The following is a 12782-nucleotide window of genomic DNA, read 5'->3' on the forward strand; positions in this document are numbered from 1 at the left end:
CCGGACTTTCCTCGTTAGGAGAGGCGGGCCTCGTTAGGAGAGTGCCGGAAACGCAAAGCCAGCTGGGGGTTATCACGGACCGCGCGCCATGCAAACTTTGAAAATCGGAACACGCGGCAGCCCGCTCGCCCTCGCGCAGGCGCATGAAACGCAGGCGCGGCTGATGGCGGCGCACGGCATGCCGGCCGAAGCGTTTGAGGTCGTCGTCATCTCGACCAGCGGCGACCGCATCCAGGACCGGCCGCTGTCGGAAGCCGGCGGCAAGGGCCTGTTCACCAAGGAAATCGAAGAGGCGCTGCTGGCCGGCACGATCGACCTCGCCGTGCATTCCTCCAAGGACATGCCGACGGTGCTGCCGGACGGGCTCGAACTCTCGGCTTTCCTGCCGCGCGAGGACGCGCGCGACGCCTTCATCGGCAAGGCGGTAAAGCGCATCATCGACCTACCGCAAGGCGCCAAGGTCGGCTCGTCATCACTGCGGCGCCAGGCGCTGATCCGGCGCATGCGGCCGGACCTCGATGTGGTGATGTTCCGCGGCAATGTGCAGACCAGGCTGCGCAAGCTGGAGGAGGGCGTCGCCGAAGGCACCATCCTCGCCCATGCCGGGCTGAAACGGCTGGGGCTCGGCCATGTCGTCACCGATCTGATGCCGCTCGACGCCTTTCCGCCGGCGCCGGGGCAAGGCGCGATCGGCATCGAGACCCGCATCGGCGACAGCGTTGTGGAACAGATGCTGACTGCCATCCATGATGTGCCGACGGGCCAGGCACTGGCCTGCGAGCGCGCCTTTCTGGCGGCACTCGACGGCTCCTGCCGCACGCCGATCGCAGGCTATGCGACGATAGCAGGCGGCACGCTGACCTTCGCCGGGCTGATCATTTCGCCCGACGGCACGCAGTCGCATGAGGTTAAGGCCGAGGGTCCGGCGCAAGATGCCGTCCGTATCGGCATGGACGCCGCCAAAACGGTGCGAACCAAGGCCGGCGAAACCTTCTTCGACGGCTGGGTCTGATATGCGTGTCCTGGTGACGCGGCCGCAACCCGGGGCATCGCGCACCGAGCGGCGGTTGCAGGAGCTGGGATTTGAGCCGATCCTTCTGCCATTGACCGAAACCGTAGCGCTGCCGGTCGATGCCAGCGCAGCAGGCGACAATGCCGTGGCCGTCGCGATCACCAGCGCCAATGCCGTGCGCCGTGGGCCGAAAGGGCTCATCGCCGCGCTTGCCGACATGCCTTGCCATGCCGTCGGCGCAAGGACGGCTGAAGCGGCGCGCGCGGTTGGGTTTTTGTCGGTTAGTGAAGGGCCGGGGGATGCCGAGAAACTGGCTGATACGATTGCCGCCGGCCTTTCCGGCAAGGCGATCGTCTATCTCACGGGACGCGTGCGGTTTTCGGCTTTCGAGACGCGGCTGCGGCAGGGCGGCGTGGAGGTCCGCGCCATAGAAACCTATGACACCGTCTCGCTGAACTATTCCGACGATGAAATCCGTGCGCGCCTGTCCGGTCAGGCAGTCGATGCGATGCTGCTTTATTCGGCCAAGGCGGCGGCAGCGTTGCAGACCTTGGTCAATCGGCCAGAGCTGCGTGATCTTTTTGAAAACGCGCGGGTTTTTGCCCTGTCCGAGCGCATAGCAGCTGCGTTCGGCGATGTCGCCGGCAAAAAAATAGTGGTTGCCCGGGAACCGCAGGAGGAGGCGTTGCTTGAGCGATTGCGTGCGGCCCCCTGACCCCCGTGTCATCACGCCGCCCCTTTTCACCGCTTGGTGATGTGCTAGACCATTTTTAAACCATCACGCGCCGTCAGGCGTTGAGACGAAGCAGGATTTGCGGAGCCCAGGCATGGTCAAGACGCCGAAGATGCGACATTCGAAAAGCCGCCGCGAGCCGGTGACCATCGAGCTCGAACCCGGCGCCGTCTCGCGCATCGTCGATGCGGATGCCGCCAAGCCTGATGCCGACTTGGCGGATGCCTCCAGCCCGGATGCGGTCGAGACCCCGGCCGAATCGGTCATGCACGAGGAGGCGGCTGCCGTGGCTGCGGCCCCGACGGAGACGCCAGACGAGCCCGTGCATGCCGATCAGGCCGATCTCGAGCCGTGGGAGCATTCCGACGCCGCGGCGCAAGCCGCGCCGGAGAGCACCGGTGCCAAGGTGTCCGGCGAACCGGAAAGGCCTTATCCCGGCGCCTCCGACGCGCCGTCGCGCGCCAGGGCCTCCGAGTACAGTTTCGAGGATGCCTCGCCCAAGCCGGGTGCATCCAAGGAAACGCCTGATACAGCCGAAGTGAGGAACCAGCCCATGGCCGCGCAGCCGAAGCGTTCCAACGGCATTGCCGCCGGCATCATTGGCGGTGTCATCGCGTTGGCCGCCGCCGGCGGGCTGCAGTTTGCCGGCGTGCTCGGCGCTCCGGGGTCGGGCGGTGGCATGGTCTCGCTCGACGGCGTCAATAGCGAGATCGCCTCGCTGAAGAGCGAAATCGCCGACCTCAGGGAGGCCGGCGGCAGTGGCGCCGCAACGGCCAAGGTGGACGGGCTGTCGTCGGCTCTGGATCAGGTGAAGGCCGATGTCGCATCGCTGAAATCGGCGGTCGAGCAAGGCGGCGCCGGCGACAATGCCGGGCTTGCGGCGCTTGGCGACAAGGTCAAGCAGATCGAGACGGCGGTCGCGGCCCTCGGCCAGGCCGGCGGTCCGGTCGATCTCGCGCCGCTCAACGAAAAGCTTTCGAGTCTGGACACCCTGGTGAAATCGGCCGGCGAGACGGCCAAGGCGCAGGAAGGCCGGCTCGCCGCACTGGAACAGTCAGTGACGCAGCTCTCCGGCAAGGTCGATGCGCAGGCGTCGCAGCCGAAGATCGCTATGGCCATTGCCGCTTCGGCGCTCAAGGCGGCGCTCGACCGTGGCGCGCCGTTTGCCGCCGAGCTGGAAACCTTCGCGGCGATCTCGCCCGATGCGCCGCAGATTGCGGCGCTGCGCCCCTATGCCGAAAAGGGGGTGCCGACCCGCACCGAAATCGCCGGCGAGGCTGACGCCGCAGCCAATGCGATGGTCGCCGCAGCGACGCCGGTCGACGAAAATGCCGGCTTCTTCCAGAACCTTTTGTCGAGCGCCGAATCGCTGGTCGAGGTGAGGCCGATCGGCGCCGTCGAAGGCGCCGGCGCGCCCGAAACCGTGGCGCGCATGGAGGTGGCGGTCAACCAGGGCGACTACGCCAAGGCGCTCAGCGAATATGCAACGCTGCCGGATGCGGTCAAGGCTGCGGGCGCGGTCTTTGCCGGCAAACTGAAGGCGCGCATCGAGGTCGAGACGCAGGTCGACGCGCTGATTGCAGGCGCAATGAAGGCATGAGGACGACACGATGATCCGCATTCTCATCTTCCTCGCCGTCGTCTTTGCGCTCGGCCTCGGCTTTGCCTGGCTCGCCGACCGGCCCGGCGAGATGGTCGTCACCTTCAACGGCTATTACTACAAGGTCTCCCTGATGGTGGCGGCGGTGGCGGTGGTTGCCGTCGTTGCCGCGGTGATGATCGTCTGGTGGCTGATCAAGTCGCTGTGGAACAGCCCCTATACGATCTCGCGCTATTTCCGCGTGCGACGCCGCGACCGCGGCTACCAGGCGCTGTCGACCGGCATGATCGCCGCCGGCGCCGGCGATGGCGCGCTGGCGCGCAAGAAGACCAAGGAAGCGGCCAAGCTGATCCGCTCCGACCAGGAACCGCTGATCCATCTGCTCGAGGCGCAAGCCTCGCTGCTCGAAGGCGACCATGAGGGCGCGCGCGAGAAATTCGAGGCGATGCTCGACGATCCCGAAATGCGGCTGCTCGGCCTGCGCGGGCTCTACCTCGAAGCCGAGCGGCTGGGCGACCGCAACGCGGCGCGCCACTATGCCGGCCGCGCCGCTGCCGTGGCGCCGCAACTGGCCTGGGCGGCCGAATCGACGCTGGAAGATTTGACCGGGCGCGGCGACTGGGACGGCGCGCTGAAGCTGGTCGAGGCGCAGAAGTCGGCCCGGCAGATCGAACGCGACGCCGCCAATCGCCGCCGCGCCGTGCTGTTGACCGCCAAGGCGCAGGCGCTGACCGACAGCGATCCCAACGCGGCCAAGACAGCCGCGGTCGAGGCCAACAAGCTGGCGCCGGATTTCGCACCGGCCGCGGTTGCGGCGGCCAATCTTCTGTTCAAGCAAAATGACGTCCGCAAAGGCTCCAAGATCCTCGAAACCGCCTGGAAAGCGGAGCCGCATCCGGAGATCGCCGAGCTCTACACGCATGCAAGGCCGGGCGATGCGGTGGTCGACCGCCTGAACCGGGCGAAGAAGCTGCAGGAGCTGAAGCGTAACAACGCCGAATCGTCGATGACGGTGGCGCGTGCCGCGCTCGACGCGCAGGATTTTTCCACCGCCCGCCGCGAGGCCGAGGCGGCGCTGCGCATGGACCGTCGCGAAGGCGCCTACCTGCTTCTGGCCGACATCGAGGAGGCGGAGACCGGCGACCAGGGCAAGATCAGGCAATTGCTGTCCAAGGCGGTCAGGGCGCCGCGCGATCCGGCCTGGGTCGCCGACGGCGTGGTCTCCGAACGCTGGGCGCCGGTGTCTCCGGTCAGCGGCAAGCTCGACGCCTTCACCTGGCGCGCACCGATGGAACGGCTCGGCCATCTCATCGACAGCCATGAGGAAGCACCTGGGGTCGAGGTGCCGGTGCTTGCGGCACCCGCCAAGCCGGCAAAGGAAGCTGAGGTTGTCGACCATCCGGCCGTCGCCAGAACGATCAGCGAGGCGCCGACGGAACTGAAGCCTGCTGTAAGCGACGACTATGTCACGCCGGTCACTGCCGCCGCCTTTGCCGCCGTGCCGACGGATAGCGAAGCGGTCGAGCCGGCCGAGGAGGTTATCCGGTTGCCGGACGACCCCGGCGTCGACCCTGACGACGAAGCGGAGAAATCACCGCGCCGGTTCCGCCTGTTTTGAACCCTGACCTGATGTGAGCACCATGTTCGAACGCGTTCTGTCCTTTCTGAAAGACCTGCCGGCCGGCGCGGGGGCTCGCGCCAATGCCGACGATCCGCGCGTTGCGGCGTCGGCTTTGCTCTATCACGTGATGAATGCCGATGGCGTGCGCCAGGATGTCGAGTGGGAGCGGTTCAAGCAGGTGCTGGCGCAGAGCTATTCGATCAGCGGCGATGAGCTCGATGCGCTGGCTGCGGCGGGCGAGCGCGCCGACAATGAGGCGATCGACCTCTATGCCTTCACCAGCGTTTTGAAGCGCCATCTCGACGCCGATGCTCGCAAGGCCTTCATCGGCCTGATGTGGGAAATCGTCTATGCCGACGGCGAACTGCATGAGCTGGAAGACAACACGGTCTGGCGCGTTGCCGAACTGATCGGCGTCGAGCGTCAGGACCGCGTCGAGGCGCGCCGCAAGGCGGCGGCCGCCGCGCCCGGCGCCAGCGGAACGTCGAGCGACGAATAGGATCCCAGCTCTCCATGCCGCCTAGACCGAGCTCGAAACCGAAAATCCTGATCGTGCTGCATCAGGAGACTTCGAGCCCCGGCCGGGTCGGCCACATGCTGCTCGAGGAAGGTTTCGATCTCGACATCCGTCGGCCGCCGCTCGGCGACAGCCTGCCGGAAACGCTGGAAGGGCATGCCGGCGCCGTCGTGTTCGGCGGGCCGATGAGCGCCAATGACGAGGACGAGTTCGTCCGCCGCGAGACCAACTGGCTCGATGTTCCGCTCAGGGAGAACCGGCCGTTCCTCGGCATCTGCCTTGGCGCGCAGATGCTGGCCAATCATCTCGGCGGCAAGGTCGAGGGTCATGGCGAGGGGCTGGTCGAGATCGGCTGGTATCCGCTGAAGCCGACCGAAGCCGGCAAAAAGCTGCTGCCTTGGCCCGACATGGTCTACCAGTTCCACCGCGAAGGCTTTTCACTGCCGAAAGACGCGACGCTGCTGGCGACCGCCGAGACCTACCCCAACCAGGCCTTCCGCTATGGCGACAATGCCTGGGGCATTCAGTTCCATGGCGAACTGACCAGGATGATGATGCAGCGGTGGGTGGTGCGCGGCGCGCACCGTTTCGAATTGCCCGGCGCGCAGCCCGGCCGCGACCATCTCGGCGGCCGGCTGATCTGGGACATGCACCTCAAGCGCTGGCTGAGCGAGTTTCTGGGGCTGATTTTTGGCAGGCCTACCAAGGTCTAGAGTAGAATCTCGTTACTCTGAACAGCTGAGCTTGATCCCAAGAAAACTTAGGTCTGCATCGGGACGATCGATCCGGCGATGCAGCAGATCACGCGCGGCGCTGTTCCTAAAAGCTGTGACAGTGGTCCGCCTGTTGCCTGACATCTATAGTCGGACCGATCACCGGAATCGCCGCCTCAGCCAGCGCACCAGCGACCAGCCGCCCGCTTGCATTTTTTCGCCTTTGCACGGCGGGCTGAGCGCTTCTCCTAGTCGCTTCAACTGCCTTGACAGAAACCGACGCAGAATGCGCTGGTCGTAGAGGTCCGCCGAAGCGTTCCGCAGCAGCACGCGCTGCGAAAAGACGCGCAGCAACTCGGCTCCGCCGCCGTCGGCAGAGGTCCCGGAGAGGATCGAGATGGTGCGGCGGGCCGACTCCATCGGCTGCAGTCGCGCCGCTGCGTCAGGGTGCGGCCTCGGCGAATATACGAGTGGCGTAGGATCGACCAAACCACCGATAACCGTTGACTCAAGATTCCGCCAAAGCCAAGTTCGGTGAAGATCAACTTCAGCCGCCGCTTCGAACGGCACGGTGAAAAGAGTTTTGCGAAATGCGAAAGTCGACCATTCGGGTTCGCTTCCGGGCAAAATCCTCAGATTGACGTCATTCAGGCCGTCCTTATCGCTGCCGGCCATCCGGCCGAAGACTTCCGCCTCGTTGAAAGTGAGAAACGATACGCATGCAGCACCGGGATCTGCCGCTAGATGCGCAAGCGTTAGGTCTATCCTGCGGACGGTGCTGATGTCCTCGACATAGGACAGCAGGCAGATGTCATGCCGCGCATGCGACATCGCGAGATTCAGGGCGGCTCCAGCCGTCATGGAGCTGCCGTCCAGGCAGATCAGGCGGTCGTCATCTGACCACACCTGCCGCATCGCAGCGGCGTTGCGATTGCCGGGAGACTGGTCGACAAACACGAGTTCAAACCTCTGGTTCTCCTGCCGCCGGAGCGATTCGCTGAAAGCTTCGAGGTGGGCCCGGCCATCGCTCGTCACGACCAGTATCGAGACCCTGTCGTCCAACTTGCTTGCCGCCGTGCTGCCGCGATCCCAGATCCTTGTGACGAGGCGACTTGCATGTTTGCGTCGCAACAGATTGCCAATGCCGGACGCGACGCGGAAAGGCTCGCGACTGGAGAATTCGACAAATGCGCGATTGTCCGCGATGGCAGCGCGCTTAAGGTCCACATGGGCGATGTCGCTTGCATAGTCGTGACGGAGGATAGCGTCAGGCTCGTAGACAAATGCCAAAGGCCCGTGGAACCGCCACAGCCGCGCGCAGAGATCGTTGCCCTCATGGCCGGCAAGTAGCGGGTTAAACCCACCGGCCTGCAGGAAACAATCGCGCTGCCAGATCGATACGCCTTCGCAATTGATGAACGTCGGTCTTCGTACGGCGCCGAGGTCGTAGTGCCTTTCGCCTATACCTCCCGTATGCGGGACGACCTTCCCGCGCACAGCGACCGCGCCAGTCTCCGCCATGCATCGTTGCAGAGCCGCGAGGCAGCCCTGTTCGATGATGCCGTCGTCGTCGAGAAAGGCCACGGCGGGACCGCGCGCCAACAACGCGCCAAGATTCCGGCCAGCGGCGCAGCCTATGCTGAACGGCGGCTCTAGCCCCAGGAATGATGGAAAATGCCGCTTGGCGCTCTCAAAAAGCGCAGAATTTCCGTCGTCGACCAGGATCAATTCATGTGTCTGGCCCGCGCAATCCGCTGCGAGGGCCTCGAGCGCACGGTCCACGTCGGGGTGGTCGCGGTGGCTGAGCACGACGATGCTGAGTCCCGGTCGGGTAGGCGGTTGACCGAAAAGATGTCGCGCCGACATTTCGGCAACCCGCTCCGTAAACCCTTCGACCAGCCGCAGCGCGTGGTCGAAACGGCCCTTGGTCTTGGCCTCTCGAGCCGCGTCGAAAGCGCGGCGCAGGTCGGCGACATCCTGCTCTCGCGCCATCAGCCCCGTCCGCGTCGGTTCGACTTGGTTGGATGCGAAAGAGCGGCGATGGCCTTCGACCAGAATCCAGGCCGAACCTTGACGCCGCCGTCACGCGTCGCGCGCTGCATCTCGGATGAAATCAGCGCCAGCCTCTCTCGGCCTTCTTGGACAGCCGCCGGAGAAACACCGAATTCCCTGGCGGCGGTTTCGAAGAAACGCGCGAGAAACTTCTCGCGGAGTTGAGGCGCGGCTGATGCAAAATCCACCTGCCACCGCTTGCGTATTTGCGCATTCACAAGCTGATCGGCGATCATGCTCAGGAGCGGCCCGATTTCCTCCTTTTGGACCAGCGGAAATGCGTATTTGAAGACGCCAAGACCGTATTCGAGCGTGAATGCCAGCATCTCCTCTTCCGGCATCGTCAGCATCTGCATGCCGAGTGAATCAGGCCGGTTGCGCCGGAAGTAGAGGATGCGGGGAATCCTATGCAACTCGCCCGCTCGCGCCACGGCCACCGTCCATGTGGTGGCAGAAGTTATAGGCAGCGCCGACACCATCGCTGCGCGGCGGACCAAACACCTGATGGCCGCCGGGTTGGCGCGCCGCGCCTGCTCGAGAACGCGCTCTAGGGCGAAGCCGACAACCGATCTGTGACGGACGACATCGTTGCGGGTGCCGAAATGCTGCATGTCGCAATAGACGCTTGCGGCTTCCGGATGGCGATCAGCATAGTCTATGAGCACCTGCAGATAATCCGGCGCGCAATGGTCATCGTGCTGCCAGTAGCAGAAATAATCCTCACGCAATTGGCTGGCGAGCCAGTTAATGTTGCCGTTCCAGTGCAGCCGACGCTCGTGCACCACAATCTCAAACCGAGGGTCGTCAGAAAATCTCTTGCAGGCCTCGTATGATCGCTTGTCGGCGCCGTCCACGGAGATAAGGACGCGATAATCGCGAAACGTCTGCGCCTGCACCGACAGCAACGTGTGCTCAACGTGCTCCCATCCCTCGAACAGGGGCATCGCGATTAGGATCCGCGCTTTCGTCATACTCTTCGTCGCTCTGCAAAACGTCCGGAAACCGGGTGCGTCGACGTCTCCGCGACGATGCGACGGGCGCACTCCTCGGCAAAATAGGGGGCCATGGTCAGCTTCCCCGGATCAACGCTGTGATAGGCACCAACCGAGGTGACGCCGATCTCAAAGCGATGGTGCAATTCGCTTGCGGGGTCGTCGATATCTGTCTCGCCCCAGGCGACGATCGGCCCGCCACGCACCATGACATCCGAAAGCTCGTCGATGGCGTAGTCGGAAAGAACAGAATGGATGGCGGCAAGACCGGAATATGTCCCCGCTAGTATGGACGAGCGGGAAGGTTCGCCGGGAACGATAGGCCAGAAGGGCGGCTCGGCCTCGAACGTGCGCGCCGTCAGACAGCTTGGATACCAGGTGAGATAGACGGTGCCATTGCGGTAGCGGACAACTTCGCCGAATGGCCCGAGCACGATCGTCATCGACCTGGCCGGCCTTGTCCCAGGAGGTGGCCGGAAGCTGACGCCGTATTTCAGTCGATGAATCCAAGTTCGTCGCGGCCGCATCCCTGCTGAATTGTCGATCGCTATACGCCCGTCCCATAGCGCATTGACGACGTGGTCGAACTGATCTCTCTGAATGATCCCATCCGATGTCGTCGTGATTTCCCGCCGGTCTGGATCGACCGAGGTCACCAAGCGGTTCGTCCGGATCTCTATGCTCGGCGTTGTCGCGATTCGTTCCCTGATCAGTTCGGCAAGCGCTACCGGATCGATCGCGACCTCTGGCGATTGAAATGCGGCCAACGCCTCGCCCGTTAGCTCGCGCTCGAACTCGCTCTTGGTCCAACGCCGTATCGGACTGGCCAGATCCGCGTTGAAGTAGGCGCCGCGTCGGCCACCGCCGGCCTCCTGAATGAGCGTGTGGACGGCCTGCAGATATGCATGGATTTGGTCGGGCTCCTGCTGGGATTCTCGATGGACGACATAGGCGGCGGGGTCCGACGTCTCGAAGGCGGCGATTTTGAGCCCGAGCCGCTCGCTGAGCAGCGGCGCGAATGCAAGCGCACCCCGCATCATCATCCTGGCCGTCCGCAGAGACGGATCTCCCCCATACATATAGCCGAGGTGAACCTTACCCTCGTTCGCCACTGCGGCGCGGGTCAGCAACGCCGGGTTGCGGTCGAAAATCGTGACGCGCGCGCCGCGGTCGGCAAGAGCCATCGCTATGCAGCAGCCTTGCAGGCCGCCGCCCATCACACCCACGTGAATCAAAAGGGTTCCACCTTCGGCACAAAGACGGCGATGGAGTGCTTCACCTGTCTTTCCCCGCATTCCCCTGACGTCAATCCTAATGCCACATGCAGCCCCTTGCTCGTTGAATAGGCGTCGGATCGGCGCCTGCACGTAGGACTACCGAATGACGGAATGCGCGTAAATATGCTAGGGCCGACAGAGCGAGACAGCGCGCCTATGACTCGGCGGCCGGGTTCTTAATGAAGCCCTACTCATCGACTGCGATTTTCTCGTCACCAGCCGGTCAGAGGATCCGCATGCGACATGAGCACGTTTATCTCACGTATGGGAGAGGTCCCGCTTGTCACGCGTGCGATGACCCGCCTTCTCGCGCTCGCCAACCAGTAGCCGCCAGTCCGCTTCCGGTCCCATCTCAGCCGCGCAAGCTGATTGTCCCGAGCGCCGGATCCAGCGGCTTGGATCCGGCGATCGATCAGTTGCGGCTGTTGAGGTGCCGCACCTTGCGCAGCTGCGGGAACAGCACCGCCCACAGTCCTACTCGGCGGCCGTCTCCGATTTTCGCCTCTGCCGTGAGCTGCGCCCGGCATTGCCGCGAATCGCGGATCGGTTGGCCCCTTGCTTGCGCAACGCCTCATATCACGGCAATAATTTGGTTGCGGGACGGAGTGCGTAGCTGACGACGGGGGGTAGCGTCATGGAAAAGTTGATGCCGCTGTTTGTGGTCGGGGCGATGCTCCTGATCGTTGGCAGCCTGGTCTACAGCGGGGCAAAAGGCATTGCCGGCCTGTTTTCCGGCTCGTCTTCAAAAGAAAAAGACAAGCCACAGCCAAGCCGTGCGCGAACCTCTGAAGCAGCCCAAGCTATATCGCCCAAACCTAACTCTGCGGCAGAAAAGCTGATCGCCGAAATGCAGCAGCAGGCCAAGAACAACGACGATCAGCGCAAGGCGGCGTTCAAAGCGCATGTCGAGCGCAAGATCCCGCCGATTTCCGTCGATGGCCGTGAAGCGATCGAACGTGGGCAAGCCGCGCGTATTGCGATCAAGCACGTCTTTCCGCCGCGTCTTCCCCAACGAAGCATGAGCTATTTCGGTGGGCTGCCGATTGTCCCCGATGAATTCGACTGGCCAACGGTTCACAATCGGAAGGGATTGCTCGAGCGCCTCAATTTCATGGCGCAAATTGACTGTTCGGATCTGCCGCCGGGACCAGGACGGGATCTGCTGCCCGAAAAGGGCTATCTCTATTTCTTCGCGCCGATGTCCGACACGTTTGGGACGGACGCGATGCACTTCGTGACGCGGTACGAGCCACGTCAGGTGACACAGAAGTGGGCGCCGCTTGACATGCCGGCCACCGCCAAGATCCAGGGATCGGATCCTATGGACGAAATCTTGCGGGGCAAGCGAACTCACTATGATCGGGTCGAGGTCGAGTCTGCCTGGATAGAGGAGCCGACCGACGCCGAAGTCGCGGCGCGTGCGGACGAAGGTCATGCTTTCGAGGTCGCCGACAAAATTCGGACCGAAAGGGTCGACGCCTTCTACGGTCCGCCGGTCGTCCCTGATCCGCTGCTTTCCGCTCATCATGCGCCGAAAGACACGTTTTGGACGCCGTATCCAGGATTTCCGGCCAATTGGCATTCGGCGCGGACCGTTCGGAAGCTTGTGGAGGCATATCACCGCGAAGAGGCGGCCGATGTCGCGGCCCAACTGAAGGCGCGTGGTGATGTTGCCGAAGATGATCCGGAGGCCAAGCGGCTACGGACGGTGCAGCGCGAACTGTCGGCGTTCGGTTCGAAGATGTTCAAGGCATTCTTTCCGACGGTCAATGTCGGACTGAAGGACTATGACGCACCGCCTGCCGAGGTGAAGCAGCAAATCCTTGCCTTTCTGGAAGACTTGCATGTCAACGGTATGCCGTCATCCTCGGTGCGGCGGCCGCATCATCGGCAGCTTCCGCAGGTGATTAATGATTGGCTTTCAATCGCGGCCATCAAAGGCGCCGAGGGGGGACTGACAGATCCGGCCGGTGCGGCGCTCATCGGTCCTGACGTCGTAACCGCCCTGTCTCACCGCCACGTGTCCCGTACCCATCAGATGCTTGGCAAAGGTAAAGTCGTCCAGGTCGCCGCCGACGAGATGAAGGACCGCTACCTGCTGTTGCTCCAACTTGGGCCGGATATGGCGCTCAACTGGACCGTCGGGGAGATGGGGCCGCTTCAATATTGGATTACGCCAGAGGACCTTGCGGCCAAGCGATTCCAGAACACAATTCTGACAATCGAAGCCTACTGACTGATTTTGCTTGGCGACCCTCTGGGGGC

General features: G+C 63.6%; 10 protein-coding genes. 7 read left to right on the forward strand and 3 right to left on the reverse strand.

The features are described from left to right. Positions 1 to 88 precede the first annotated feature (88 nt). The 6 genes from hemC (at position 89) to FJV77_RS13465 (ending at position 6196) form a co-directional block, all read left to right on the forward strand. The gene (gene hemC / locus FJV77_RS13440; RefSeq protein ID WP_142867281.1) at positions 89 to 1012 is read left to right on the forward strand and encodes a hydroxymethylbilane synthase; all 924 of its coding nucleotides are present in this window, start codon (positions 89 to 91) and stop codon (positions 1010 to 1012) included. 1 nt (position 1013) lies between these two features. Continuing rightward, positions 1014 to 1727 (forward strand): uroporphyrinogen-III synthase, encoded by a 714-nt coding sequence (locus tag FJV77_RS13445; RefSeq protein WP_142867282.1) that lies wholly within the window; start codon positions 1014 to 1016, stop codon positions 1725 to 1727. A gap of 112 nt (positions 1728 to 1839) precedes the next feature. Further along, a complete protein-coding gene (locus FJV77_RS13450; protein ID WP_142867283.1) occupies positions 1840 to 3345 on the forward strand; it encodes a COG4223 family protein in 1506 nt (501 codons plus the stop codon). Positions 3346 to 3355: 10 nt separating this feature from the next. Then, entirely contained in the window at positions 3356 to 4963 is a 1608-nt protein-coding gene (locus FJV77_RS13455) for a heme biosynthesis protein HemY (protein ID WP_142867284.1), read from the forward strand. Positions 4964 to 4985: 22 nt separating this feature from the next. Next, on the forward strand, positions 4986 to 5465 hold the full coding sequence (locus FJV77_RS13460) for a TerB family tellurite resistance protein (protein WP_142867285.1): 480 nt from the start codon (positions 4986 to 4988) through the stop codon (positions 5463 to 5465). A 14-nt stretch (positions 5466 to 5479) separates the two neighbouring features. Beyond that, entirely contained in the window at positions 5480 to 6196 is a 717-nt protein-coding gene (locus FJV77_RS13465) for a glutamine amidotransferase (RefSeq protein ID WP_142867286.1), read from the forward strand. Between the two features lie 159 nt (positions 6197 to 6355). Here FJV77_RS13465 and FJV77_RS13470 read toward each other — a convergent pair whose 3' ends face one another. The 3 genes from FJV77_RS13470 to FJV77_RS13480 are packed head-to-tail and all read right to left on the reverse strand — an operon-like array spanning position 6356 to position 10457. Beyond that, positions 6356 to 8188 (reverse strand): glycosyltransferase, encoded by a 1833-nt coding sequence (locus FJV77_RS13470; protein ID WP_142867287.1) that lies wholly within the window; start codon positions 8186 to 8188, stop codon positions 6356 to 6358. Further along, a complete protein-coding gene (locus tag FJV77_RS13475; RefSeq protein WP_185970302.1) occupies positions 8188 to 9192 on the reverse strand; it encodes a glycosyltransferase family A protein in 1005 nt (334 codons plus the stop codon). The genes FJV77_RS13470 and FJV77_RS13475 overlap by 1 nt, the downstream gene beginning before the upstream one ends. A 23-nt stretch (positions 9193 to 9215) precedes the next feature. Continuing rightward, the gene (locus FJV77_RS13480; RefSeq protein ID WP_185970303.1) at positions 9216 to 10457 is read right to left on the reverse strand and encodes an FAD-dependent oxidoreductase; all 1242 of its coding nucleotides are present in this window, start codon (positions 10455 to 10457) and stop codon (positions 9216 to 9218) included. A gap of 694 nt (positions 10458 to 11151) precedes the next feature. Here FJV77_RS13480 and FJV77_RS13485 point away from each other — a divergent pair. After that, positions 11152 to 12753, forward strand: coding sequence for a DUF1963 domain-containing protein (locus tag FJV77_RS13485; RefSeq protein WP_142867290.1), 1602 nt, complete (start codon positions 11152 to 11154; stop codon positions 12751 to 12753). Positions 12754 to 12782: the final 29 nt, after the last annotated feature.

The organism is Mesorhizobium sp. WSM4306, from assembly GCF_007003975.1.
Taxonomy (GTDB): Bacteria; Pseudomonadota; Alphaproteobacteria; order Rhizobiales; family Rhizobiaceae; genus Mesorhizobium.